The organism is Pseudomonas sp. RA_15y_Pfl2_54, assembly GCF_963971015.1.
Taxonomy (GTDB): Bacteria; Pseudomonadota; Gammaproteobacteria; order Pseudomonadales; family Pseudomonadaceae; genus Aquipseudomonas; species Aquipseudomonas baetica_A.
Map to the genome: position 1 here is coordinate 156,084 of NZ_CAXAPN010000005.1, position 25,138 is coordinate 181,221.

The following is a 25,138-nucleotide window of genomic DNA, read 5'->3' on the forward strand; positions in this document are numbered from 1 at the left end:
TTCAGCAGATGCAAAAAGGCCCGGGCATCATCTCCCGGGCCTTTTTTTACGCAAGGTTTTATGCGGTTTTACGGAACACAAACGCCAGGCCAACGATGATCAACAGCATCCCCAGCACACTCAGCGCGGCCAGGCGATTACCGAAAATCAAATAATCCATCACCGCCGTCACTGCCGGTACCAGGTAGAACAAACTGGTGACATTCACCAGATTGCCCCGGGCGATCAGGCGATACAGCAACAGTGTCGCCAGCACCGACACCACCAGGCCCATCCACAACACCGGCACGATAAAACCTGCACTGTGTTCAAAATGAAACGGCTGGAACGGCACGAAAACCCCACACAACAACAGCCCGGCCAGGTACTGCACCGGCAATGTGCCCAGGGGGTTGTCGGTGATGCGTTTCTGCATGATCGAACCCAGGGTCATGCTCGCCAGCGCCAGCAGGCCAAACAGCATCCCTGCCCAGGACATCCCGGCCAGACCCATCCCCTGATAAACCACCATGATCAGACCGGCCAACCCCAGCGCCAGACCGAACAGCCGGCTCGCCGAGCGCTGCCGCTCCATCAAGACAACGGTGAGAATCGGCTGCACGCCCATGATGGTTGCCATCACGCCCGGGGTTACTTTGGTGTTCAAGGCCAGCAGATAGAAGATCTGATAAGCCCCCAGCAACACCACGCCTGTGGCAATCGCAAACAGCATCGGCTTGCCGCCCTTGGGCCGTTTCAGCTTGAGCAACGGAATCAGCAGCACCAACCCGCCCAAAGCAATGGCAAAGCGAATCAGCAGGAACGCAAACGGTGAAGCGTGGGCCAGGCCCCATTTGGAGAAGATCGCGCCGCTGCTCCACAGCAGCACGAACAGGCTCGTGGACATCGCCGCAAGCGCGGTTTTTTTCGACAGGACAAACATGAATACCACCTGTAGTCAGGCAAATAGCCAACTCAGCCGAGGCTGAAATTCAGTAGTTTTCTGGCGGGCGCAGGGGTCAGCAGAGAATGCTGATCAGCCCGAAACGCCAACGCCCGGCGGTGCTACGACTGCGCACACCGGCGTGCTACTGACAGGTGGAGGGTAATGACTGATCTGCTTGGTCTGCTGATTCCCGCACGGCACGACGCCAGCGTTGAGCGCTGAATCGACTACCGCGTTGATGAGGGATGCAGGCATTTGGGCAGATCTTTGTTTGAGGGTGGCTGGGTGAGTCGTTGGGCTCACGATGGCCGACTATAACCAGCGCGGGACATGGATTGCAATGATTTTGGCTGCGTGTCGGTAGCGACAGATTCAAGGGCATTGCTTCGGCCAGACATGGCTCGCAAGCCATATCGACGAGTATCGAAGACGAACCAAGCCTCCTTGCCGACTGTCCTGTTTGCCTGTATTCCGAGATAAAAAAACCGCTCACAAGGAGCGGTTCTTCGTTTCGGGTTCGGCCTCAACCAAACAGCCAATACCCGAGTAACGTCAACACCACCACCGCCAGGATCGGGCGCATCACGCGGTAGGCTTTCGGATTGCGGCGCTTCCACTGCTTGACCACACCGCTGAACCTGTCGCTGAAGTTCTTGCTCCAGGCGTAAGCCTGGTTGATGCCGCCAACGCGTTCGTCGTCGAGGTTCTGCGGCGCAGTCGCACGGCCCAGCCACCCACTGATAAAGCGGTTGATGCGGGTCATCAGGCGATTGCTCAACGGTCGCTCGATGTCGCAGAACAGGATCACGCGGGTCTTGTCGGTTTCGTTCTTGACCCAGTGCACGTAGGTCTCGTCGAACATCACGTCTTCACCGTCACGCCATGCGTAGACCTGACCGTCGACGAAAATCCGGCAATCGTCGGAGTTCGGTGTCGACAAGCCGAGGTGATAACGCAGCGAACCGGCAAACGGGTCGCGGTGCGGGTTCAGATGGCTGCCGCCCGGCAGCAGCGCAAACATGGCGCCTTTGACGTTGGGGATGGCACTTACCAGCGCCACGGTTTTCGGGCACAGGGTTTCGGCAGATGGCAGCGGTTTGTCGTACCACTTGAGGTAGAAACGCTTCCAGCCCTTCTTGAAGAACGAGCCAAAACCGGCGTCGTTGTTCTTCTCGGCAGCGCGAATGTAGCCCTCGTCAAACAGGTGCATGGCCTCGTCGCGGATGGTTTCCCAGTTATCGCGCAGCACATCCAGTTCCGGGAATTTGCTGCGATCCAGATAGGGCTTGGACGGCACGCCGGAGAACAGGTACATCAGGGCGTTATACGGGGCGAACAGCGCCGAGTGGTTGACGAACTGACGCAGTACCGGCAAACGCGCCTTGCCGCGCAAATGCACATAGAGCGTACTGCCCACAAACAGCAGCAACACCAAAGCCTTGGCGGTAAACGAAAAGGTCATCAACAACTCCCAGGAAAAAGACAACGCTACGCCATGCCACGTACCCGGCATGGCAGCCGGCCATGATAAACACTACTGGCCAAGGGAAAAACCCATCCAACCCAAGATTCAGTGTCAAGCCTTGCGCAACAAAGCACTCAATAACATAACGCCCCTGAATCCTGGCTGATCTGAATCAATCCGCTTACTGCTGGTTCTCCTGCTCAGTGAACAGATCACTGAACAGCATGCTCGACAGATAACGCTCACCCGAGTCCGGCAAAATCACCACGATGGTCTTGCCCTGCATCTCGGGGGTCTCGGCCAATCGCACGGCCACGGCCATCGCCGCACCGCAGGAAATGCCGCACAGGATGCCTTCTTCCTGCATCAGACGCAGCGCCATGGCTTTCGACGCTTCGTCGGTGACTTGCTCGACCCGGTCAACCATCGTCAAATCGAGGTTTTTCGGCACGAACCCGGCACCGATACCCTGAATCTTGTGCGGGCTCGGCTTGATCTCTTCGCCAGCCAGCGCCTGGGTGATCACCGGCGATGCCATAGGCTCCACGGCCACCGATAGAATCGGTTTGCGTTGGGTATTCTTGATATACCGCGAAACACCGGTGATGGTTCCGCCGGTACCGACCCCGGCCACCAGCACATCGACCGCACCGTCGGTGTCATTCCAGATTTCCGGCCCCGTGGTTTTTTCGTGGATAGCCGGGTTGGCCGGGTTATCGAACTGCGCCGGCATGAAGTATTTGCCGCAATCACTGGCAACAATTTCTGCCGCTTTTTCAATGGCGCCTTTCATGCCCTTGGCGGGCTCGGTCAACACCAGTTCGGCGCCAAGGGCCTTGAGGACTTTGCGACGCTCAATGCTCATCGATGCCGGCATGGTCAGCATCAATTTGTAACCACGAGCGGCCGCCACGAAGGCCAGGCCAATGCCCGTATTACCCGAAGTCGGCTCGACGACGGTCATGCCCGGCTTGAGTTTGCCGCTGCTTTCGGCGTCCCAGATCATGTTGGCACCGATCCGGCACTTGACCGAATAACCGGGGTTGCGCCCCTCGATCTTGGCCAGGATGGTCACCCCACGCGGCGCAATGCGATTGATCTGCACCAGCGGCGTGTTGCCGATGGAATGGGCGTTGTCAGCGTAAATACGGCTCATGGCTGGGTCCTTATGCAGCATTGAATTCAGCGCTCAAAGGTATGCCTGTTACCCATCACAGTCCAGTCGGGTCGAACGTCTGCGGCGCATGACAGTCCATCGCTTTATATCGTTTAGGAAATGTCGCCATGAAGCGTCGTTATAGCTGGCCGTTATGGACTCTCGCCACGATTGTCGTGCTGCTGATCGCACTGCACATCGCCCTGCCCTACCTGGTGCGTGACTACCTGAACGGCAAACTGGCGGACATGGGCGACTATCGCGGCCAGATCACCGATGTGGATCTGGCACTGTGGCGTGGCGCTTACAAAATCAACGGCCTGAAGATCGTCAAGGTCGACGGCAAGGTGCCAGTCCCGTTCGTCAATGCACCGCTGATCGATCTTTCCGTGAGTTGGCACTCGCTGTGGTACGACCATGCCGTGGTGGCCGAGGTGCAATTCATCAAACCCGAAGTGAACTTCGTCGATGGAGGCAATAAACAGGACTCCCAGACCGGTAAAGGCACCGACTGGCGTGAGCAACTGGGCAAACTCCTGCCGATTACGCTTAACGAAGTGCGGATCAGCGACGGGCGGATCAATTTCCGCAACTTCAATTCCAAACCACCGGTGAACATGAATGCGACAAATGTCGATGCCAGCCTCTACAACCTGACAAACGTGGTCGACACCGCAGGTAAACGCAACGCACGCTTCGAGGGCAAAGCGCTGTTGTTAGGCCACGCGCCTCTGGAAACCACCGCGACCTTCGATCCACTGAGCAACTTCGAAGACTTTGAGTTCCGCCTGCGCGCCCGTGATATCGAACTCAAGCGCATGAACGACTTTGCCTCGGCCTATGGCAAGTTCGACTTCAACGCCGGCCATGGTGATGTGGTGATTGAGGCCAAAGCCGAAAACGCCAAACTTACCGGTTACATCAAGCCGCTGCTGCGCGATGTCGAAGTGTTCAACTGGCAGCAGGACGTGGAAAACAAGAACAAAAGTATCTTTCGTTCGGTCTGGGAGGCACTGGTCGGCGGCACTGAAACCGTGCTTAAAAACCAGGGCAAGAATCAGTTCGCCACCAAAGTCGAACTCAGCGGTAACGTCCATCAGCAAGATATCAACGCGTTCGAAGCGTTCTTGCAGATTTTACGCAATGGATTCATCCAGGCGTTCAACGCGCGGTATGAGCGACCCAAGCCGGATGCGGGTTAGTGTGTTTGGGGCAGCTTCGCAGCCATCGGGGACGAATCCCCTCGCCACAGGGGGGGTTGTCTGGCCCGAGACCAAAACCCAGTCAGCATGTGACGCTCCATTCAGAGACTGAATAACCCGTCTGCGTTCACAGTCGACCGGGGGGCGCGTTATAGTCGGGCATCCGATTATTTCGCCCCCGCCCTGCCCGTTCAGGTCGGCGTTACCGTTCGAGGATTAGCAGATGAAGTTCGAAGGCACCCAGGCCTACGTCGCCACCGATGACCTGAAGCTGGCGGTCAACGCCGCCATCACCCTGGAGCGGCCGCTGCTGGTCAAGGGTGAACCGGGCACCGGCAAGACCATGCTCGCCGAGCAACTGGCCGAGTCGTTCGGCGCCAAGTTGATCACCTGGCACATCAAGTCCACCACCAAGGCCCATCAGGGCCTCTACGAGTACGACGCGGTCAGCCGTCTGCGCGACTCGCAACTGGGCAACGAAAAAGTCCACGATGTTCGCAACTACCTGAAGAAAGGCAAACTCTGGGAGGCATTCGAGTCCGAAGAGCGGGTCATTCTGTTGATCGACGAAATCGACAAGGCCGACATCGAGTTCCCCAACGACTTGCTGCAAGAACTCGACAAGATGGAGTTCTACGTTTACGAGATCGACGAAACCATCAAGGCCAAAAAACGCCCGATCATCATCATTACCTCCAACAACGAGAAAGAACTGCCGGACGCCTTCCTGCGCCGCTGCTTCTTCCACTACATCGCCTTCCCCGACCGCACCACCCTGCAGAAAATCGTCGACGTGCATTATCCGGACATCAAGAAGGATCTGGTCAGCGAAGCGCTGGACGTGTTCTTCGACGTGCGCAAGGTTCCGGGCCTGAAGAAGAAGCCGTCGACCTCGGAACTGGTCGACTGGCTGAAGTTGTTGATGGCCGACAACATCGGTGAAGCGGTACTGCGCGAACGCGATCCGACCAAAGCGATTCCGCCGCTGGCCGGTGCGTTGGTGAAGAACGAACAGGACGTGCAATTGCTTGAGCGTCTGGCGTTCATGAGCCGTCGCGGCACCCGCTAAGAGGCTGATGCCATGCTGCTCAACCTGTTCAATGAAATGCGTGCAGCCAAAGTGCCGGTATCGGTGCGCGAACTGCTCGATCTGATCAACGCGCTGAAACAGCGCGTGACCTTCGCCGACATGGACGAGTTCTATTACTTGTCCCGGGCGATTCTGGTGAAGGACGAACGGCATTTCGACAAGTTCGACCGTGCGTTCGGCGCCTACTTCAATGGCCTGGAAAAACTCGACGATCACTTGCAGGCGCTGATTCCCGAAGATTGGCTGCGCAAGGAGTTCGAACGTTCGCTGAGCGACGAAGAGCGCGCGCAGATTCAGTCACTTGGCGGCCTGGACAAGCTGATCGAAGAGTTCAAAAAGCGCCTGGAAGAACAGAAGGAGCGCCATGCCGGCGGTAACAAATGGATCGGCACCGGCGGCACCAGCCCGTTTGGCTCTGGCGGCTTCAACCCGGAAGGCATTCGCGTTGGCGATGCCGGCAAACGCCAGGGCAAAGCGGTAAAGGTCTGGGATCAGCGCGAGTACAAGAACCTCGACGATTCCGTGGAGCTGGGCACGCGCAACATCAAGGTCGCCCTGCGCCGCCTGCGTAAATTCGCCCGTCAGGGTGCGGCGGAAGAGCTGGATATTGACGGCACCATCGATCACACCGCCAAGGACGCCGGACTGCTGAACATCCAGATGCGCCCGGAACGGCGCAACACCGTGAAACTGTTGCTGCTGTTCGACATCGGCGGCTCGATGGATGCCCATGTGAAAACCTGCGAGGAGCTGTTCTCGGCCTGCAAGACCGAGTTCAAACATCTTGAGTACTTCTATTTCCACAACTTCATTTATGAATCGGTGTGGAAAAACAACATGCGCCGCACGTCCGAGCGTTTCGCCACTCAGGACCTGCTGCACAAGTACGGCGCCGACTACAAAGTGATCTTCATCGGCGACGCGGCCATGGCGCCTTATGAAATCACCCAGGCCGGCGGTAGCGTCGAGCACTGGAACGAAGAGCCGGGTTATCTGTGGATGCAGCGCTTCATGGAGAAGTACAAGAAACTCATCTGGATCAACCCGTACCCGAAAGATACGTGGGGCTATACCTCGTCGACCAACATAGTGCGCGACTTGATCGAAGATCAGATGTATCCGCTGACGTTGCGCGGCCTGGAAGAAGGCATGCGGTTTCTGTCCAAGTAAAAATACTCGATGCCCTGAAAGGCAACAGCCTCAACACTGTCGCCTTTCAGGGCATTTGGCGAAGACTCTTTACCAGTTCAACGCGATATAGGCTTTGCATAGCCTGTTCATAAATCGAGTGTCTTGTACCTCTGGGAGTACAGCACCCGGTTTTTTCTTGCTGCGCCTTTTTTTGCCCGGCGTAATGGCTTCGGTCCCGCGAATTTCCAGCTCTGCACTCCTCGCCCTCGTGGCATCGGTTTGCGGACTGAGGAACACTTCGTTGTTGACTTGACCGTCTTCTGTCAAAAAGCGGAACTTCACCTTTGTTGCGATACCGTCCGTGACGTGCCCCTCGGCAACAAGCTCCATGGATTTGCCGTTCTGATCGCCGCGATGGTTCCAGTCAAACATACGCTTTATATCGAGGCTGGCACTCGACATGAATCGTTCGATTCGACCCACCAGTTCTTCGCAATGGATGCTGTCAGCACTGAGCCTCTGCACATTGCCAAAGCGATTTATCTTCACCTCATAAACAGCGTCAACTTCGGCGCGATCATAAAAACCGACAATACGGCTTCCGACACTGACGCCACCTTCGGCCCCCTCTTGAGCAACGACTTTCATATAACGCATCTGTAACTTCCTTGTTTGAGATAAGGCTAAATAGTTCCACACGCTCCAGGGAAGTGCTGTAGGGCAATGTACTTAGAAAGAAAGGAAGCATCTCGCAACTCAGTCTGAAACAGCCAATTTCACAAGTAGGACTTCAGATAGTCGATGTGTTTTTTCCAGCCATTTTCTTGCATCACAGGCCGCAATCTCACCTTCGCCCCCGGCAGACACTGCGCCAGGCTCGCCAACGCCAAGGGCGTCAACGCTCCCAACCGGGGATAGCCACCGATGGTCTGTCGATCATTGAGCAACACGATGGGCTGCCCGTCGGGCGGCACCTGCACCGCGCCAAGAGGAATGCCCTCGGAAATCATCGGCAAGCCCTGATACTGCAACGCCGTGCCCAGCAAACGAATGCCCATGCGATCGGCGCGACTGTCCAGTGTCCAGTCACTGTTGAACACATCAAACAGACTCTGCCCGCTGAATTGACCGATCTGCGCACCCAGCACCAGATCAAGCGGCGCATTCAGCCGCAGATCCGGTCGATGCTCCAGTGGCACCTCCCGAACCAGAAAGGTTTGCCCCTGATAGCTCAGCGTCGCCCCTTTGGCCAACGGCAGGCCCATGCCATCAAGACCGCCAAGTCCCTCGCGCACAACCGTGCAATGGCTGCCAAGAACCCTGGGCGCATCAAATCCACCGGGGGCCGCCAGATAAGCCCGAGCCCCGAGCAGCGGCCGGGTGAACTGCAACGTCTGTCCTTTGTGCAATTTGAAACTGCGCCACGGCGCCAACGACTGGCCATCGATGTTCGCGCCCAGATCAGCCCCCGCCAGCGCCAGCAGGCAATCTTCTGCTGCCTGCACGGTAAATCCGCCGAGGGTAATTTCGATCACCGGCATGTCCAGATCATTGCCCAGCAGCCAATTGGCCCAGTTCATCGAGCGCCAGTCCGTCGCGCCGCCCTGAGTGACGCCCAGATGTCGCACACCAAAACGCCCAGCGTCCTGCAACAGACATAACGGCGTACTGGCTTCAATCGTCAGTCGGCTCATGCCAGTGCCTCCTGCGGGGTGTCATCACCACCCAGACGGATGAACTCGGCACGGCTCACCGCTTCGAAACGCACGGTGTCACCGGGCTGCATCAGGCTGTACCCGTCGCGATGACGGTCGAACAGTGTCGCCGGGGTGCGGCCGATCAGGTTCCAGCCGCCGGGGGACACCACCGGATACGCGGCCGTCTGGCGCTCGGCGATGCCGACGCTGCCGGCGGCGACTTTCTTGCGCGGGGTGTTCAGGCGTGGTGCGGCCAGAATGTCTTCGACCAGGCCCATGAAGGCAAACCCCGGTGCAAACCCAAGGGCGAACACCTGGTATTCCCGGGCACTGTGACGACGGATCACCTCCTCCACCGCCAGCCCGCTTCGCTCAGCGAGCAAGCTCAGTTCCGGCCCGACGCTCAAGTCGTACCAGACCGGCAGCACATGGCTCTGGCCGTCGGTTCGCACATTCGGCGAGAGGTCGATCAACGCCTCGGCAATCAATGCCCGAGCCTGAGTAGGACTCAGGGCCAACAGATCGTAATGCACCATCAGTGTGGTGTAGGACGGCACCAGATCGATCAGTTGCGGGCCGAAGCCCGCACGCAAGCGCTCACTGGCGGCGAGCATCCACGGCATGTTGGCCTCGGCGATGTCATCGAACAGACGCAGCATCAGACAATCCAGCGCCACGACTTCAATCCTTGGGTTCATGACGCGCTCTGCTGGTTCAAGGCCTCGCGGATGCGTTGCACGGCAGCCACCGAGCTGGCGTTATCGCCATGCACACACAGGGTGTTGGCGTGCAGGTACAACGCGCTACCGTCGCTCGCAGTGAGGGGGCCCCCGCTGGCAATGGTCAGGGCTTGTTCAATGATTGTGTGCGCAGCGTGATGCACCGCACCCGGCAATTGCCGCGAGACCAGTTTGCCGGCGCTGTCGTAGGCGCGGTCGGCGAAGGCTTCGAACCACAGGGTCACGCCGTATTCGTCCCCGAGCTGCTGCGCTGCCGAGTTGTCACGGGAGGCCATCAACATCAATGGCAACGTCGGGTCGTAAGCGGCAACCGCCTGAATCACTGCGCGCAACTGTGCCGGGTTGGCCATCATGTCGTTGTACATCGCGCCGTGCGGTTTGACGTAACTGACCCGACCGCCCTGCGCCTTGCAAATGCCGTCGAGGGCGCCGATCTGGTAATGCAGGATGTCTTGCAGTTCCTGAACGGAATACACCATGGAGCGCCGGCCGAACCCGACCAGATCCTGATAGGCCGGGTGCGCACCGACCTGCACGCCGTGGCTCAGCGCCAGGCTAACGGTTTTGCGCATGATGCTCGGGTCGCCGGCATGAAAGCCGCAGGCCACGTTGGCGCAGTCGATGAAGGGCATGACCTCGGCGTCCAGACCCATGGTCCAGTTGCCGAAACTCTCGCCAATGTCGCAATTCAATAGCAGGCGGCTCACGGTGAACACTCCTGTAGCTTCTTGTCTTTTTATCCGTAGGACATTTGCCGATTGGGCTGTCCCCGCAGGTTATCAGTTACTGCGCATCGAGTTGCTTGCCGCGAGTCTCCGGCAAGCTCAATGCAGCAAGAATCACCACGCCGTAGGACACTGCAGCGAAGGCACCGATGCCCATGCTCAATGGCACTTTCTGGCTGAGCAGACCGATCAGCAATGGAAACAACGCCGCCAGCGCCCGGCCGATGTTGTAGCAAAAGCCCTGGCCGGAACCGCGAATCCGCGTTGGAAACAGCTCAGTGAGAAACGCGCCCATGCCGCTAAAGATTCCCGAAGCAAAGAAGCCCAGCGGGAAGCCCAGCCACAGCATCACACCATTGCTCACCGGCATCTGCGTATAGAGCAGAACGATGGTGAAAGAGCCCACGGCGAACAGAACGAAGTTCTTTTTGCGACCCAACAGGTCGGTCAGATAGGCGCTGATCACGTAACCGACGTAAGAGCCGACGATCACCATCGCCAGATAACCACCGGTGCCGAGCACGCTCAAACCGCGTTCATTCTTGAGAAAGGTCGGCAACCAGGACGTGATCGCGTAGTACCCACCGAGCGCGCCGGTGGTCAGCAGTGAGGCGCGAATCGTGGTGAAAAGCATGCCGGGCGCGAAAATCTCGTAGAACTTCGCCGGGTTTTCCGGGGTTTGCGCAGCCTTGGCTTCGCGATAGATCTCCGGATCCTTGACCAAACGCCGAACGAAGATCACAAAAATCGCCGGCACGATGCCGAGGATGAACAGCGCGCGCCAGGCGTCTTCCGGCGGCAGTACCGAAAACAGCAGCGCATACAGAATCGCCGTCAGCCCCCACCCCAATGCCCAACCGGATTGCACCATGCCCACTGCTTTGCCGCGATCCTTGGCGCGGATCACCTCGCCGATCAACACGGCACCGGCGGTCCACTCGCCACCGAATCCAAAACCCATCAGGGTGCGGGCAATGAGCAATTGCTCGTAGTTCTGAGCGAAGCCGCAGAGGAAGGTAAAGAAGGCGAACCACAGCACCGTCAGTTGCAACGTGCGCACGCGCCCGATGCGGTCGGAAAGAATCCCGGCGACCCAACCGCCGATGGCCGAGGCGATCAGCGTGCTGGTGTGAATCAGCCCGGCTTCGCCGGTGGTGATGCCCCACATCGCAATCAGCGTCGGCACGACAAAGCTGAGCATCTGCGTGTCCATGCCGTCCAGACCGTAGCCGATCTTGCAGCTCCAGAACGTGCGACGCTCCTGTTTGTTGATGTTGCGATACCAGTCGAACGGGCCCGGACGCGCCGTTGCCGTGGGTGTATCGAGTGTGTCGGGAAGGGTATCGGGAGCACTCATGGCCAATCTCCGCAGGTTTTTTATTGGTCTTGTTCGAAGCCCCGACGACGCCTATCGTGGGAACCGGATGCGCCGATTTTTCGTCCCATGGCCCTGCTGCGTCCAACGAATAAAAACCCGCCTTAGGCATAAGAAAAATTTGTCACCCGAGCCTTGCCCATGAATCTGAAGTTTCTCGAGACCTTTGTCTGGGTCGCCCGACTGAAGAGTTTTCGCCTGACCGCCGACAAGCTTTTCACCACTCAGGCGTCGATTTCCAGCCGCATTGCGGTGCTTGAAAACGAGTTGGGGGCGAAGCTGTTTCTGCGCGATTCACGCGGGGTCAGCCTGACGCCCGAAGGCCTGAAAGTGCTCGAATATGCCGAGCAGATGCTCGACACCATGAGCGCGCTCAAGCAATCGATCGAAACCCGTTCGAGCCAGGTCGGCCGGGTGCGCATTGGCGTGATGGACACGGTCATCCACACATGGCTCAGCCCCTTGGTGGCGCAGATGACCGACCTGTATCCACGGGTGGAAATCGAGCTGGTGGCCGATACGTCGCTCAACCTCTGCGATCAGCTGCAAAAAGGCTTTCTCGATCTGATCCTGCAAACCGACCTGGTGCGTCATGAAAGCGTGCGCAGTCTGGAGCTGGCCAGCCATCCGCTGGGCTGGATCGTGGCGAGCCATTCGATCTACAACCGCGACTTCTCAAGCCTTGCGGATCTGGCCCAGGAACGGATCATCACCTACTCGAAAAACTCCCGGCCGCATCAGGACGTTCTAGCGTTGATGCAGGCCAACGGCGTGCTGACGCCACGCTTGAACTGTGTGAATTCGGTGTCGGCGATCACGCGTTTGTTGCGCGATGGATTCGGCATTGGCGCGCTGCCGCCGGTGTTGGTGGCCGAAGAATTGATGCGGGGGGAATTGACCTTGCTCGCCATCGACCAACGGCCATCGAACTTGCAGGTGGTGGTGTCGTGGCGGGTGGGCGTGGATTGGGTCGAGGAGATTGTGTCGTTGTGTCAGCAGGTGCTGGCAGGGTATGCGCGCGAGATGGGCGAGCGCTACATCACATTGACTGACTGAGCAGCGAGGGGATTTATCCCCTCGCCACAGCGACTGAATCCTTACAACCCGCGCACATCGCGGTCTTCGATAGGCCGGCTCTGGCGCAGGCGCTTGCCACCGAGCACCACCCAGTCGATCAGACGGAACAGGCATTCAATGCCGAACGACAACAGCAACGCCCCGCTCATGCCCCAGATCATCGCTTGCGGGGTCAGCAGAATCTGATAGCTGTAGCCGTTCCAGGTTTCCTTGCGAATATCCGGATCGGCAGCCAGCACCACTTGCAGGAAGCGGATGTACCAAGGCCCCTGCATCGCCTGGAACTGTTTATCCAGCGCCAGTTGACGATTGAGCAACGTGCTCAGGCTGTCGGCATCGCTGCGAAACACCGGGTCGTCACTGGCGCGGTAATGAGCGACCAGCGCCTGCAAGTCGCCCTTGAAGAATTGCTGGGCCGTGCCCTGGAAACCGCGCAGGCCGGTCTGCGCCTCGATCAGATGCGCCTCGACCCGTTTCGCGTAATCGTTGATGAACCCAGGCACCTGGACACCAATCAACAGGCCCGCCGCAAACAACACCAGCCGTAGATAACTGAGCAACATGGGGTGCAATCCTTATTCGGTAGTGCCCTGGCTTACGCATTCGCCGCGTCGCCACAGGCTCCATTGGCCCGGTTCGTAGCGGGTCCAGTTTTCATTTTCGGTCAAAGGCTCGGTGGCAATCACCGTGACCACGTCGTTGGGCGTGGTTTCGGCCTGGAAATCGACGATCACATCGACATCCTTCAATCGCGCCGGGCCGAACGGTGCGCGCCGGGTGATCTGTGCCAGTTTGGTCGAGCAATAGCAGAACAGCCAGTCACCATCGCTGAGCAGGCAGTTGAACACGCCTTTGCTGCGGTAGTCGGCGCACGCGGCGACCAGGTCGGGCAACAGCACTTCTATATCGACCGGTTCCGGAAACGCTGCACGCACGCGGTTGAGCAAATCACAGAATGCCGCTTCGCTGTCGGTATCGCCGACCGGGCGGTAGAAACTGTTGATCGGGGTGAAATCGGCGAGTTGACCGTTGTGCGCAAAGCACCAGTTGCGTCCCCACAGTTCACGGACGAACGGATGGGTATTGGACAGGCAGACCTTGCCGACATTGGCCTGACGAATATGGCCGATGACCACTTCGCTCTTGATCGGATAACGCTGCACCAGATTGGCCACTTCCGACTCGCAACTGGCGGCCGGGTCCTGGAACAGACGCAAGCCACGGCCTTCATAGAACGCGATGCCCCAACCGTCACGGTGCGGGCCCGTGCGACCGCCGCGCTGCATCAGCCCGGTGAAGCTGAACACGATATCGGTCGGCACGTTGGCACTCATGCCCAGTAATTCACACATGTGCGGGCTCTCGGGTTACAGACGCGGCTCGACCCGCATGCGCTGCGGATTGCTCGGCACTGGCGCACGGCCGTAGCGATCATCACCGGCACCGCCGAACGGTTGATCATCGTCGCGGTCATCCGCGCGGGCCGCAGCGTTGGCGGCTTTGGTGGCTTCAGCCTGTTCGCGGCGAGCGCGTGAAGCACGCTCGACCGGAAAGCGGATCAGCACGAAAACCAGGTAAATGCCAAAGGCGATCATGCCGTACATGAACAGGTCGGAAATCGCCCGCCAGGCGTTGTTGCCGACCTTGAATGCCAGATCCAGCGTGGTGATGGCAATGGCCGGAGCGACCTTTTCCTTCACCGGGTCAATGATGGTCGGACTGAACAACAGCACCGCCATCAAGACACGCAGCGGCTCGCGCAGCCAGCGCCACATCCAGCGGGTCAGGCGCATCCATACCAACAGGCAGCCTACAGCGGCAAAGGCGTAGAGGCCCCAGGCGATCAGATAGTCGTTCTCGGTCATGGTGTCCATGGCAAGGCAGGCAAAGAGGCGCTTATAGTAACGACTTTTCGCGCTTCAGGCTTGTCCCAATGCCAGACGGCCAGCCGCAAACATTGTGGGAGCGAGCTTGCTCGCGAAAGCGGCGGGTCAGTCAAACAGGTGTGATCTGGCAGAACGCCTTCGCGAGCAAGCCCGCTCCCACAGGTTCTGCATTGGCTTCATGCGCTGCGCAAAACCTCATTCCGTACATTGTCCGAGAGCCATTCATGCCCGAATCCGCCAACGCCATCAGTGCCCCGATTGCCCACAAGGCCGCCGGCGCCGACCCGTATGCCTGGCTGCAGGAGCGCGACACCGACGCGGTGCTCGACTACCTCAAGGCCGAAAACGCCTGGCAAGAGACGCAAACCGCCGATCAGGCGCCACTGCGCGAAACCCTGTTCGAAGAGATCAAGGGCCGGATCCTCGAAACCGACCTGTCCCTGCCCTCGCCATGGGGGCCGTATCTGTATTACACACGCACCACCGCCGGTGACGAATACGCCCGGCACTACCGCTGCCCGCGTCCTGCCGACGACAGCCTGACCCTAGACGAAAGCCGCGAGCAACTGCTGCTCGACCCGAACGTGCTTGCCAATGGCGGGTTCTTTTCGCTTGGCGCGTTCAGCATCAGCCCCGATCACCAGCGTCTGGCCTACAGCGTCGACGCCTCGGGCGAGGAGGTTTACACGCTGTTCGTCAAGGAGTTGGCCAACGACAAGGTCAGCGAACTGGCCTTCGAGGATTGCGACGGCAGCATGACCTGGGCCAACGACAGCCTGACCTTGTTCTTCGGCGTGCTGGACGACACTCACCGCCCACACAAATTGTTCCGTTACCGCCTCGACGGCACCGCTGCCGAAGAGGTGTTCAACGAAGCAGACGGACGTTTCTTCCTGCATTGCTATCGCTCCAGCTCCGAACAGCAATTGCTGCTGTCGCTGGGCAGCAAGACCACCAGCGAAGTCTGGGCGCTGGACGCCAATCAGCCGCATCTGCCCTTCACTTGCCTGGCGCCACGGGTCGAGGATCACGAATACGATGTCGATCACGGCCTGCTCGATGGCGAGCGGACATGGTTTATCCGCACCAACCGCGACGGCATCAACTACGCCTTGTATCAGGCGCCGGACACCGGCGTCGCACCAACGGAGGCCGACTGGCAGAACCTGATCCCTCACAGCGACAGCGTGATGCTCGACGACGTGAGCCTCAACACCCAAGCCATGACCCTGAGCCTGCGCGAAGGCGGCTTGCCGATCATCGAAGTTCACCCACAGGGGCTGGCGCCTTATCGCGTGCAATTGCCGGACGCGGCCTACAGCCTCTATGTGCAAAACAGCCTGGAGTTTGAAAGTGACCGGATTCGCCTGCGTTACGAGGCGTTGAACCGTCCGGCCCAAGTGCGCCAACTGATCCTCGCGACCGGCGAGCAAACCGTGCTGAAAGAAACCCCGGTGCTCGGCCATTTCGACGCCGACGCCTACGTCAGTCAGCGTTTGTGGGCGAACGCGCCGGACGGTACGCAAGTGCCGATCAGTCTGGTGATGAAACGCGAAATGGTAGGCAAACCGGTGCCGCTGTACCTGTACGGTTACGGCGCATACGGTTCAAGCCTCGACCCGTGGTTTTCCCATGCACGCCTGAGCCTGCTCGATCGCGGCATGGCCTTCGCCATCGCCCATGTGCGCGGCGGCGGTGAGCTGGGCGAAGCCTGGTATCGCGCCGGTAAGCAAGAACACAAACACAACACTTTCAGTGATTTCATTGCTTGCGCCGAGTTCCTGATTCTCAACGGCATCACCACGGCGCAAAAACTGGCGATCAGCGGTGGCAGCGCCGGTGGCCTGTTGATTGGCGCCGTGCTCAACCAGCGTCCGGATCTGTTCGGCGTGGCAATTGCCGAGGTACCGTTCGTCGACGTGCTCAATACCATGCTCGACCCGGATCTGCCGCTGACCGTCACCGAATACGACGAGTGGGGCAACCCCGAAGAGCCGGACGTCTATGAACGCATCAAGGCTTACGCACCGTACGAAAACGTCGCCGCGCAGGACTACCCGGCGACGCTGGTGATCGCCGGCTACAACGACAGCCGCGTGCAGTACTGGGAAGCGGCCAAGTGGGTGGCGAAGCTGCGCGCGACCAAAACCGACAACAACCCGCTGCTGCTAAAGACAGAGTTGGGCGCCGGGCACGGTGGCATGAGCGGGCGTTACCAGGGATTACGTGACGTAGCACTCGAATATGCATTTGTCTTCAAGGTTTTGGGGCTGGCCTGAGGAACTCCGTCGGTCACTTGGGTCTTAACTACAGACCCCGGCTGTCGATAACACACAAAACCCTGTGGGGGCTGGCCCGCCCCCACAGGGTTCGTGTAACGCCGAGCCCATGTGAAAACAAAAAGATCGCCAAGACATGTCAGAACCGACTTTACTGAACAACGAAATCCGCGACTGGCTGATGGACTGCGGTCTGTTCGATCAGTTGCAACTGGCAGACTTCGCCGCCGCCTCCGGCTACTTCAGCATCAGCACGGTGGCCGAGGGCGAAGCCATCTTCCGCGAGGGCGATGCTGGCAGCTTCATGTGCATCCTCCACACCGGCCAGGTGGCCGTGCAGAAAACCGGCCCCGACGGCCAGACCATCACCATGGCCACCCTGCGCAGCGGCCGGGCATTCGGCGAAATGGCTGTGCTCGACGGCGAACGGCGCTCGGCGACCTGCATCGCGGCGAGCAACTGTCAGTTGCTCAACCTGGGCAAAGACTCGCTGGAGAAAATGCTCAACGATGCGCCGAAAATCGCCGCCAAGATCATCCGCGCCCTCGCTGTCTCCCTCTCCAAACGCCTGCGCATGGCCGACGGTCAACTGGCGGCGCAACAGGTCTAACCGCCGGGAGATTTGGCTTTGGTGCCGGTCGGTTCAATGCCCGGCACCGCTTGATCCTTGCTCGGCGGACTTGGCATTTCGATCGGCACCAGCGGCGGGCTGCCACTGCCGGCGCCAGACTTGGGGATGTTGATCGGCGTGATCTGCGGATAGGGTGTTGGCGTTGCGGTGCCGGGCGAACCCGGTTGTGCCATTGGGCTAACCGCAATGGTCTGCTGCGCCTGCACGGCACTAATCGAGAGCGCGGCCAGGGCAATGACCGTTAGAATGGTGCGCTTCATCAAGGGCTCCGTTGGCCTTAGTCTGCGCTCAGGCTACTCCCAACGGGCCTGCTTGCCTTCCCCCTTGTAGAGATTTCCATGAAACGTTTCGTTCTGCTCGACACCACGCCGATCCCTGAAAACGGCGGTGCCCTGTGCCTGTTCGAATATGGCGAGGATTTCGTCATCAAGATTCAGGGCGGCGATGGCGGGCAATTGATGAACACGCGCATGCACGGTTCAGAAGATGCGCTGGCCGAGATCCCTTGCCGCAAGGTCGCCGGCCGACCGGATTCGCGGGTGCTGATCGGCGGGCTGGGCATGGGTTTCACCCTCGCCTCGGCGCTCAAGCACTTGGGCAAGAGCGCTGAAGTGGTGGTCGCTGAACTGGTACCGGGCGTGGTCGAATGGAATCGTGGGCCGCTCGGTGAAAAATCCGGCCGCCCCCTGCTCGACCCGCGCACAGTGATCCGTCAGGACGATGTCGCCAAGGTGTTGCAAAGCGAACCCAATGGCTTCGACGCGATCATGCTCGACGTCGACAACGGCCCCGAAGGCTTGACGCAGAAGGCCAACAGTTGGCTGTACTCCGCCGCCGGGCTCAATGCGTGCGCCAAGGCCCTGCGCACCAAAGGCGTGCTGGCGGTGTGGTCGGCCAGCGCCGATCGGCAGTTTTCCGACAAATTGAAGAAGGCCGGTTTCAAGGCTGAGGAAGTGCAGGTCTTCGCCCACGGCAACAAGGGCACCCGCCATACGATCTGGATTGCCGAGAAGCTCAAAGGCTGAGCTAAACTGCGAACATAACCGTCATCCGTCTTTCTACAAAGGTGAACCCATGAGTTCGTCCACTCCAACCAACACGTCGAAGCTGGATCGCATCCTCGCCGATAACCAGCGCGACAAGGAAATGGGCTACCGCGACAAGGCCCTGAAAATGTACCCGCACGTCTGCGGTCGCTGCACCCGTGAGTTTTCCGGCAAGCGTCTGAGCGAACTGACCGTGCATCATCGTGACCACAACCACGACAACAACCCGCAGGACGGTTCGAACTGGGAGTTGCTGTGCCTGTACTGCCACGACAACGAACACTCGCGTTACACCGACCAGCAATATTTCAGCGAAGGCTCGCTGAGCACGCCGAAGATTGCCAAAGCGACGCATAACCCGTTTGCCGCCCTGGCCGGGTTGATGAAAAAAGAAGACTAAAGATCTTCATTGGCCTGAATGGCCTCTTCGCAAGCAAGCCCGCTCCCACATTGGTTTTGTGTACGACGTCGATCCAATGTGGGAGCGCGTTTGCTCGCGAAGGCGCCCGCCCAGGTACCGCCAATCCATGACCTGACCACAACCACCCAATCCCCGTATAATCGCCCTCTTTTTCCCGAAGGCTCCCCGCTCGTGGCAGACAAACGTTACAGCTGCATTGGTTTGTACAACCCCAAATCACCGGAGAACGTCGGTTCGGTGATGCGCGCCGCGGGCTGTTATGGCGTGTCGACCGTGTTCTACACCGGCAAGCGTTATGATCGCGCCGCCGACTTCGTCACCGACACCAAACGTGTGCACTACGACATCCCGTTGATCGGCATCGATGATCTGAAAAAAATCCTGCCGCTCAACTGCGTGCCCGTCGCCGTGGAACTGGTCGAAGGCGCTCGCCCGCTGCCGGAATACACCCATCCGGATCGCGCGCTCTACATCTTCGGCCCGGAAGACGGCTCGCTGGATAAAGAGATCCGCGACTGGTGCGAAGACGTCGTATACATCCCGACCACCGGTTGCATGAACCTCGCTGCCACGGTCAACGTCGTGCTCTACGACCGCATGGCCAAGGGCCTGAACACCCGCTCCGGGCCGAAATTCCGCTAAAACGTCGCCTATCCGATGGAACAAGCTGTCCGCCCGCGCAGTCAGCTTGTTTATCCACTACCCAATGCCTGGAGAAAGATCATGACCGAGCTCAAACGCGTCGAACGTATCGAATCCACCCCGTTTCAGAGCCGTTCCGAACAGAACGTCGAAGGCTGGGAGCGTATCGGCTCGCTGGCCGGCGGCGTGATCATGGTCGGCAAAGGCCTGCGCCGTGGCGGCGTTTTCGGTTTGATTCAAGTAGCGATCGGCGGTGTGGCCATGGCTCGGGGGATTACCGGGCACAGTTCGGTGAAAAGCCTGTACGAGAAAAGCCGTCAGGACATCAATAACGTGCGGGCCAGGATCGAGCGTGCCGGGGACGAATTGAGCAAGCTGAAGGCCAATGCCGAGGCCGCGACCAGCACGGCGACGGTGACTGGCAATGAGTCGGTGAAATCGCCGAAAGCCGGGGTTTGAATCCTTAATTTGTTGTGAGGCTGATGGCCTCCTCGCGAGCAAGCCCGCGCCCACATTTGATCTGCGTCGAACACAAAACCAATGTGCGAGCGGGCTTGCTCGTGAAGGCGGTATTACTGAAGCAACGCGGTATCAAGAACTTTGGAAGACTCGCCCAGAACACGCTCGGCCAGTTGCACAAACTCCTGGGTACTCACCGTCCCCAGATGCATCGCGCCCCGCAACACTTCATCCAGCGAACGCTTGTTGCGCGTCTTCAAGCGAATCTCGCCATCGAGCTCCTGCAACATCACCACTGCCCTTGAAACCTGCGCCGGGCTGATCTGTTCGCCGCGCAGCGTCGTGACCTTTGCGCCATCCCTGGCCAATTTCGCCTGCAAACTCTGATAGCGCTCATCGCTCATGCCGCCAGCACGGCGCACCAGTTCGATCGCGTAAAACTCGGCAAACCCTTCGCTGATCCAGTCGCTGCGCTGCTCGTCATTGATCCGAGCGAACACCTGAGCCAACTCACGCACCAGCGCGCTGCTGCCACTCTCGCTGACCAACGGCAAACGCGTGTTGAGATAGATCGACTCGTGCGCGCCCAGGCTGCCGCGCCACATCGGGTCGCTGGCGCCGACGATCAACAGCTTGGCCGGATGACGCGGATACAGCGCCTGCACCTGCGGCCAGACAAACGTCAACAACGTCAGCACGTCCATGCGGCGCACCCCCTGCCCTTGCGGCGAGGCCACGGTGACTTCGGTTTCACCTAACCGGGTGCGACGGCTGCCGAGGTGGCCGGCCAGCATCCAACCGGTCGGGCGGTCGAACAAGCGTGAGGGATTGTCGATGCGGAATTTGTTTTTGCCGATGCGTGGCCACGCGGTTTCGATGCTTTTCCAGCCGTCGGGCAACTCAAATTGAAGTCGCGAAACCAGTTCGGTGCCGTCCTGTTGATCCAGCTTGGCCGTCGGCACCAAATCGTCACCGCGCATCAATGCCCACGTTGACGTCATGCGCGTGTCGAAGCTGCCGTTCCTGTGACCGTGGCTGATGCGCACGCGATAGGTCAGGCTGGCCTTTTCGCTCGCCGGACGCCAGACACCGCGCGCCTGCTTGCCCGGCGTCAGTTGCCATTGGCCATCGGCCTTGAAGTCGCTGTAATGGCTGCCATCGCCGAGGTCAAAATCGAGGCTGCGCACAACGGCGCCCTTGGCCAGGGTCAAACGCACTTCAGCCTGATCGCTTTTGGGCAACAAGCGCACGTGATAATCCAGGTCGACTTTCTTCGCCGCCCACACCGGCGCACTCAGCGCCAGCAGCCCGGCGATCAACGCCCGCCGCAATCCCACAGCCATACACACTCCTTGTTGAAACTTGAATCCGTGGGCGCTTAGCCGGCCCGGAAAATCAGGTGATCTTCCCAGTCGTCTTCCGGCACGCTGCCTTCGGCGAGCATGCGCCCGGATTGGGAAATCCGCTCGTGGTGCACTGCCTCGCGATCACCGCACACCAGGTGATGCCATAACGGCAGATCCTTGCCCTCGCTGACCAGCCGATATCCGCAGGTCGGCGGCAACCATTTGAACGCTTCGGCCTGCCCCGGCGTGAGCTGGATGCAGTCCGGGACAAACTTGATGCGATTCGGATAATCGCTGCACTGGCAGGTTTTCAGATCCAGCAGTTTGCAGGCGATGCGCGTGTAATAGACGCTGTTGTCTTCCTCATCCTCAAGCTTTTGCAGGCAGCACAGGCCACAGCCGTCGCACAGCGATTCCCATTCCTCGTGATCCAGTTGATCGAGGGTTTTGCGTTTCCAGAACGGTTCGACTTTGGCGGCCATGGCTCAAGCATCAACATCAGGTGGTGAAAAGGCCGCCAGTCTAGTGCCAGCGGGCTTGCGGGCCAAGCGCTGGCGACTGTCGGTAAAACGCGCTTGTCAGCCCAAGCGCCGCCCAGTAGGGTTTTGCCTCGCTTCTTTTAAAAACGTGTCCAGGAATTTCTTGATGAGTGCCAACCCTCGCGTTGCCGATTACGCCATTCACCCGCAATTCACCGATCGCTGGTCGCCCCGCGCCTTTACCGGCGAAGCGATCCCGGAAGAAACCCTGCTGAGCTTTTTCGAAGCCGCACGCTGGGCGCCGTCGGCCTACAACTCGCAGCCATGGCGTTTTCTCTATGCGCGTCGCGATACGCCGAACTGGGAGCGGTATCTGGGCCTGCTCAACGAATTCAACCGCAGTTGGGCGCAACATGCCTCGGCGCTGGTGATCGTCATGTCCAAAACCACCTTCGCCGTACCGGGCGCCACTGAAGAAACCCCTGCGCTGTGGAGCACCTTCGATACGGGCTCGGCGTGGGGCCATCTGGCGCTGCAAGCGAGCATCAGCGGTTGGCACACCCATGGCATGGCCGGTTTTGATCAGGAACTGACCCGCCAGGAGCTGAACATTCCAGAAGGTTACGCACTGCACGCCGCAGTGGCGGTGGGCAAGCAGGGGGACAAGGCGACCCTGGCCGATTACCTGCAAGCACGCGAGGAGCCTAGCCCCCGTCGTCCGCTGAGCGAACTGGCGGCTGAAGGCGACTTCACCCTCTAAGCCACACCACAAAAAAACAGTGGGAGCAGGCCAGCTCACGAAGAGGGTGTGTCAGTCAACGTTTCTGATGACTGACACACCGCTTTCGCGAGCAAGCCCGCTCCCACTATTGGATCGGGAAAACTCAATAACCGCGGCTGAAATCCACTTCCCCGCGCAACGCCTCACCGGCCTGATACGCCCGCAGGTTGTCGACAAACAACTGCACCATCAACGCAGGTGACGTCGGCGCCGAGCTGTGGCCGGTCAGCAACAAGCCCCACGCCGTCCAGAATGGATGACGTTGTGGCAACGGCTCCTGCCGGCAGACGTCGATCACCGCGCCCGCCAGATGCCCTTCCTTCAGGGCCTCCACCAGATCCGCATCGACCACCGCGACACCGCGCCCGGCATTGATGAACAACCCGGTCGATTTGAATTGCTTGAACAGCGCCGCGTCGTAGACATCGTGGGTGTGTTCGGTGTTGGGCAACAGGTTGACCACGTAATCCACTTCGCCCACCAGACGTGGCAAATCGGCCATCGAGCCGACTTCGACAAACGGTGCCTGCTCCCGTGCACTGCTGGCGATACCGTACAACTCGACGCCAAACGGCCGCAGGAACTGCGCCACGCTCAGGCCGATGTCGCCGGTGCCGACGATCAGCACCTTGCGTCCGACCAGACTCTGGCCCGTGCGGTTGTCCCACTTGCGCTCGACCTGGCTGACCAGACGTGCCAACACTTCGCGTTCGTGGCCGAGCATGTAAGTCAGTACGTATTCGGCCATCACCTGACCAAAAATCCCCACCGCGCGGGTCAGGCGGTAATCACGGCGCAAGCCATCAGCCAGCAGTGGCGTGATACCGGCCCAGGTCGATTGCAGCCATTGGGGTTGATGGCCCTGACGCAACAGGGTCGCCAGCAGATCCGGCTGCCCCAGCCAAACCGGACAATCGGTGGCCTGACGAGCCAGTTCAGCGGAGTCGCCGCTGGTCAGTACTTCGAGCTCCGGCGCTGCCTGACGCAGCAGCCGGGCGTATATCGCGTGGTCGTGTTCAGCAATCAGAACGCGCATCTTCAAACCTTTCGCAAACCGTGCAGACAACCGCCGTATTTCGGGCGGTCATCGCGGTAAAAACAGTTCCAGGGTTACCAGAGGCCCAGAACAGGGCCCCGCCAATCAGATCGGGTCGTTGCGTCGCAGCAACTCTTCAGGCAAATGTTCGATGTACTCATCCTCAGCCGGCGGCATTTGCAGGTGATAGCCCTGCTTTTCGAGGTTTTCCAGGACCACAACGATGTCTTCACTGGCCAGTTTTCGCTCGGGCGACAGCACCAGATCGAAAGCATGTCTGGCTTTGCCGAAGGCCAGCATCAGCGCTTCGGGCACTTGTTCAAGTGCATCGCTTTTGAGCACATAAAGGTACATGCCGCTGCGCTTGGAGCTTTGGTAAATGGAACAAATACGTTTCAAGGCTGTTCTCCGGCGGTGGCCAGGCTGTCGAGCAGCTTCTGACCCATGAGTTCGCGGCGCCAGCCACGCAGCGACTCAGGTAATTGGTAAGGACCCTCGGGGAAACCGCTCTTGAGCAGTGCTTCGAGGGTTTTCTTGCGCAGCATCAGTTCTGGCGCGATGTTCAGCCGTTCGGCTTCGGCCTGACCGAGCGCGCGCAATTGCTTGATCAACGTAGCCGCTTCGATCGGCAACGGTTCCGGCACCGCAGGCGGCCATTGATCGGGGCCCACACTGCCAGAGCGCTTGATCAGATCAAGTAGAAATTCGCCGTCCTGACGCACGGTACGCGGGTGCATGTCTTCGATCTTGCCCAGCGCACTCAAAGAGTCCGGTTGCGTACGGGCCAGCGGCCACAGCGAATGCTCACGCACAACGCGGTTGCGCGGCAGGTCTCGGGCGCGGGCTTCGCGCTCGCGCCAGGCACACAGTTCACGCAGCACGGCCAGTTGTGCGCGGGACAGTTTCCACGCCAGTTTGGCCTCGCGATACACCTCGTATGGGTCGGTTTCCCGACGCAGGTTGGCAACCAGCTCGGCGCCGTCCTCCAGAACCCAGTTGAATTTGTCGTCAGACAGTTTCGGACGCAGCTGTACGAATACCTCCGCCAGATGCACGGCATCTTCGGCGGCATAGCTGATTTGTGTCTCGGACAACGGTCGCTGCAACCAATCGGAGCGGGTTTCGCCTTTGGGCAGTTCGATGCCGAGCACGGCCTGCACGAGCCGCGAGTAGCCCATCGAGAAACCGAGGTTCAAGTAAGCCGCGGCCAGTTGGGTATCGAACAGCGGCGCCGGCATGCTGCCGGTCAGGCGCAACAGGACTTCGAGGTCTTCGCTGCACGCGTGCAGAACCTTGAGTACCGCCGGATTTTCCAGTAACGCGGCCAGCGGTTGCCAGGCGTTGATGGTCAACGGGTCAATCAGGTAGGCGCGCTTGCCGTCACCCACCTGCAACAGGCCGGCAATCGGGTAGAAGGTGTCGACCCGCATGAATTCGGTGTCGAGGGCCACGAAAGGCAGTTGCTGCCACTCGGCGCAAAATTGCGCGAGGCTTTCGTTGTCGCGAATCCAGTGAATATCGATGGCCACACGGCTCTCCCTTGAAGAAT

At 59.5% G+C, this 25,138-nt stretch carries 29 protein-coding genes; 11 read left to right on the forward strand and 18 right to left on the reverse strand.

The window, feature by feature from the left end; all coding sequences use genetic code 11:
• Positions 1–58 precede the first annotated feature (58 nt).
• The 4 genes from AACY50_RS05550 to cysK all read right to left on the reverse strand — a co-directional run bounded on the left by AACY50_RS05550 (position 59) and on the right by cysK (position 3,546).
• Entirely contained in the window at positions 59–922 is an 864-nt protein-coding gene (locus AACY50_RS05550; RefSeq protein ID WP_339464884.1) for a DMT family transporter, read from the reverse strand.
• Positions 923–1,015: 93 nt separating this feature from the next.
• Positions 1,016–1,180 (reverse strand): hypothetical protein, encoded by a 165-nt coding sequence (locus AACY50_RS05555; RefSeq protein WP_339431049.1) that lies wholly within the window; start codon positions 1,178–1,180, stop codon positions 1,016–1,018.
• A gap of 268 nt (positions 1,181–1,448) precedes the next feature.
• Complete coding sequence (locus tag AACY50_RS05560; protein ID WP_339431048.1) at positions 1,449–2,387, reverse strand: aspartyl/asparaginyl beta-hydroxylase domain-containing protein; 939 nt, start codon at positions 2,385–2,387, stop codon at positions 1,449–1,451.
• Positions 2,388–2,571: 184 nt separating this feature from the next.
• On the reverse strand, positions 2,572–3,546 hold the full coding sequence (gene cysK, locus AACY50_RS05565) for a cysteine synthase A (protein WP_339431047.1): 975 nt from the start codon (positions 3,544–3,546) through the stop codon (positions 2,572–2,574).
• 128 nt (positions 3,547–3,674) lie between these two features.
• Here cysK and AACY50_RS05570 point away from each other — a divergent pair, with 128 nt between their 5' ends.
• The 3 genes from AACY50_RS05570 (at position 3,675) to AACY50_RS05580 (ending at position 7,008) form a co-directional block, all read left to right on the forward strand.
• Positions 3,675–4,748 carry a DUF748 domain-containing protein gene (locus AACY50_RS05570; RefSeq protein WP_339538276.1) on the forward strand — a complete coding sequence of 358 codons (1,074 nt, stop codon included), beginning with the start codon at positions 3,675–3,677 and terminating at the stop codon, positions 4,746–4,748.
• A gap of 223 nt (positions 4,749–4,971) precedes the next feature.
• Positions 4,972–5,817, forward strand: coding sequence for an AAA family ATPase (locus tag AACY50_RS05575; protein WP_007911294.1), 846 nt, complete (start codon positions 4,972–4,974; stop codon positions 5,815–5,817).
• A gap of 12 nt (positions 5,818–5,829) precedes the next feature.
• Positions 5,830–7,008 (forward strand): vWA domain-containing protein, encoded by a 1,179-nt coding sequence (locus AACY50_RS05580; RefSeq protein WP_339431045.1) that lies wholly within the window; start codon positions 5,830–5,832, stop codon positions 7,006–7,008.
• Between the two features lie 69 nt (positions 7,009–7,077).
• On the opposite strand, the gene AACY50_RS05585 is transcribed toward AACY50_RS05580, so the two are convergent.
• From AACY50_RS05585 to AACY50_RS05605, 5 genes are all read right to left on the reverse strand, one after another.
• Positions 7,078–7,626 carry a hypothetical protein gene (locus tag AACY50_RS05585; protein ID WP_339431044.1) on the reverse strand — a complete coding sequence of 183 codons (549 nt, stop codon included), beginning with the start codon at positions 7,624–7,626 and terminating at the stop codon, positions 7,078–7,080.
• 119 nt (positions 7,627–7,745) lie between these two features.
• Complete coding sequence (locus tag AACY50_RS05590; RefSeq protein WP_339431043.1) at positions 7,746–8,663, reverse strand: 5-oxoprolinase subunit C family protein; 918 nt, start codon at positions 8,661–8,663, stop codon at positions 7,746–7,748.
• Positions 8,660–9,364 (reverse strand): 5-oxoprolinase subunit PxpB, encoded by a 705-nt coding sequence (gene pxpB, locus AACY50_RS05595; protein WP_339538277.1) that lies wholly within the window; start codon positions 9,362–9,364, stop codon positions 8,660–8,662. The genes AACY50_RS05590 and pxpB overlap by 4 nt, the downstream gene beginning before the upstream one ends.
• Positions 9,361–10,113: a 5-oxoprolinase subunit PxpA gene (locus AACY50_RS05600; RefSeq protein WP_339431041.1), complete on the reverse strand. Its 753-nt coding sequence runs from the start codon at positions 10,111–10,113 to the stop codon at positions 9,361–9,363. Before AACY50_RS05600 ends, pxpB begins: the two co-directional genes overlap by 4 nt.
• Before the next feature lie 76 nt (positions 10,114–10,189).
• The gene (locus AACY50_RS05605) at positions 10,190–11,488 is read right to left on the reverse strand and encodes an MFS transporter (RefSeq protein WP_339538278.1); all 1,299 of its coding nucleotides are present in this window, start codon (positions 11,486–11,488) and stop codon (positions 10,190–10,192) included.
• Between the two features lie 159 nt (positions 11,489–11,647).
• Between AACY50_RS05605 and AACY50_RS05610 the strand changes: the two genes are divergently transcribed.
• Entirely contained in the window at positions 11,648–12,562 is a 915-nt protein-coding gene (locus AACY50_RS05610) for a LysR family transcriptional regulator (RefSeq protein WP_339507541.1), read from the forward strand.
• A gap of 41 nt (positions 12,563–12,603) precedes the next feature.
• Here the strand turns inward: AACY50_RS05610 and AACY50_RS05615 are convergent, their stop codons facing one another.
• Genes AACY50_RS05615 through AACY50_RS05625 form a run of 3 tightly spaced genes read right to left on the reverse strand, consistent with a single transcriptional unit; the run spans position 12,604 to position 14,457 of the window.
• Positions 12,604–13,146, reverse strand: a complete 543-nt coding sequence (locus AACY50_RS05615; protein WP_339431038.1) for a DUF2937 family protein — start codon at positions 13,144–13,146, stop codon at positions 12,604–12,606.
• Between the two features lie 12 nt (positions 13,147–13,158).
• Entirely contained in the window at positions 13,159–13,935 is a 777-nt protein-coding gene (locus tag AACY50_RS05620) for a class II glutamine amidotransferase (RefSeq protein WP_339431037.1), read from the reverse strand.
• Between the two features lie 15 nt (positions 13,936–13,950).
• Positions 13,951–14,457, reverse strand: a complete 507-nt coding sequence (locus AACY50_RS05625) for an MFS transporter (RefSeq protein WP_339431036.1) — start codon at positions 14,455–14,457, stop codon at positions 13,951–13,953.
• 236 nt (positions 14,458–14,693) lie between these two features.
• Between AACY50_RS05625 and AACY50_RS05630 the strand changes: the two genes are divergently transcribed.
• Positions 14,694–16,748, forward strand: a complete 2,055-nt coding sequence (locus AACY50_RS05630; RefSeq protein ID WP_339464876.1) for a S9 family peptidase — start codon at positions 14,694–14,696, stop codon at positions 16,746–16,748.
• A 136-nt stretch (positions 16,749–16,884) separates the two neighbouring features.
• Positions 16,885–17,358, forward strand: a complete 474-nt coding sequence (locus AACY50_RS05635) for a cyclic nucleotide-binding domain-containing protein (RefSeq protein ID WP_339431034.1) — start codon at positions 16,885–16,887, stop codon at positions 17,356–17,358.
• Here AACY50_RS05635 and AACY50_RS05640 read toward each other — a convergent pair.
• Positions 17,355–17,639, reverse strand: coding sequence for a hypothetical protein (locus AACY50_RS05640; protein WP_339464874.1), 285 nt, complete (start codon positions 17,637–17,639; stop codon positions 17,355–17,357). The two genes, AACY50_RS05635 and AACY50_RS05640, sit on opposite strands and share 4 nt — an antisense overlap.
• 78 nt (positions 17,640–17,717) lie before the next feature.
• On the opposite strand from AACY50_RS05640, the gene AACY50_RS05645 reads away from it, so the two are divergent.
• From AACY50_RS05645 to AACY50_RS05660, 4 genes are all read left to right on the forward strand, one after another.
• Positions 17,718–18,404 (forward strand): spermidine synthase, encoded by a 687-nt coding sequence (locus AACY50_RS05645; RefSeq protein WP_339507540.1) that lies wholly within the window; start codon positions 17,718–17,720, stop codon positions 18,402–18,404.
• A gap of 49 nt (positions 18,405–18,453) precedes the next feature.
• Positions 18,454–18,825: a YajD family HNH nuclease gene (locus AACY50_RS05650; protein ID WP_007911336.1), complete on the forward strand. Its 372-nt coding sequence runs from the start codon at positions 18,454–18,456 to the stop codon at positions 18,823–18,825.
• Positions 18,826–19,017: 192 nt separating this feature from the next.
• Positions 19,018–19,488, forward strand: coding sequence for an RNA methyltransferase (locus AACY50_RS05655; RefSeq protein WP_221729385.1), 471 nt, complete (start codon positions 19,018–19,020; stop codon positions 19,486–19,488).
• 81 nt (positions 19,489–19,569) lie between these two features.
• The gene (locus AACY50_RS05660) at positions 19,570–19,947 is read left to right on the forward strand and encodes a YgaP family membrane protein (RefSeq protein ID WP_339431030.1); all 378 of its coding nucleotides are present in this window, start codon (positions 19,570–19,572) and stop codon (positions 19,945–19,947) included.
• Positions 19,948–20,060: 113 nt separating this feature from the next.
• On the opposite strand, the gene AACY50_RS05665 is transcribed toward AACY50_RS05660, so the two are convergent.
• Positions 20,061–21,290: a hypothetical protein gene (locus AACY50_RS05665; RefSeq protein WP_339464871.1), complete on the reverse strand. Its 1,230-nt coding sequence runs from the start codon at positions 21,288–21,290 to the stop codon at positions 20,061–20,063.
• Positions 21,291–21,325: 35 nt separating this feature from the next.
• Positions 21,326–21,775, reverse strand: a complete 450-nt coding sequence (locus AACY50_RS05670) for a YcgN family cysteine cluster protein (protein ID WP_339431028.1) — start codon at positions 21,773–21,775, stop codon at positions 21,326–21,328.
• A 163-nt stretch (positions 21,776–21,938) separates the two neighbouring features.
• On the opposite strand from AACY50_RS05670, the gene AACY50_RS05675 reads away from it, so the two are divergent.
• The gene (locus AACY50_RS05675) at positions 21,939–22,532 is read left to right on the forward strand and encodes a nitroreductase family protein (protein WP_339507539.1); all 594 of its coding nucleotides are present in this window, start codon (positions 21,939–21,941) and stop codon (positions 22,530–22,532) included.
• Positions 22,533–22,656: 124 nt separating this feature from the next.
• Here AACY50_RS05675 and AACY50_RS05680 read toward each other — a convergent pair whose 3' ends face one another.
• From AACY50_RS05680 to rnd, 3 genes are all read right to left on the reverse strand, one after another.
• Positions 22,657–23,589 (reverse strand): D-2-hydroxyacid dehydrogenase, encoded by a 933-nt coding sequence (locus AACY50_RS05680; RefSeq protein ID WP_339431026.1) that lies wholly within the window; start codon positions 23,587–23,589, stop codon positions 22,657–22,659.
• Positions 23,590–23,694: 105 nt separating this feature from the next.
• A complete protein-coding gene (locus AACY50_RS05685) occupies positions 23,695–23,988 on the reverse strand; it encodes a YcgL domain-containing protein (RefSeq protein ID WP_339431025.1) in 294 nt (97 codons plus the stop codon).
• Entirely contained in the window at positions 23,985–25,118 is a 1,134-nt protein-coding gene (gene rnd, locus AACY50_RS05690; RefSeq protein WP_221729391.1) for a ribonuclease D, read from the reverse strand. Before rnd ends, AACY50_RS05685 begins: the two co-directional genes overlap by 4 nt.
• Between the last annotated feature and the right edge of the window lie 20 nt (positions 25,119–25,138).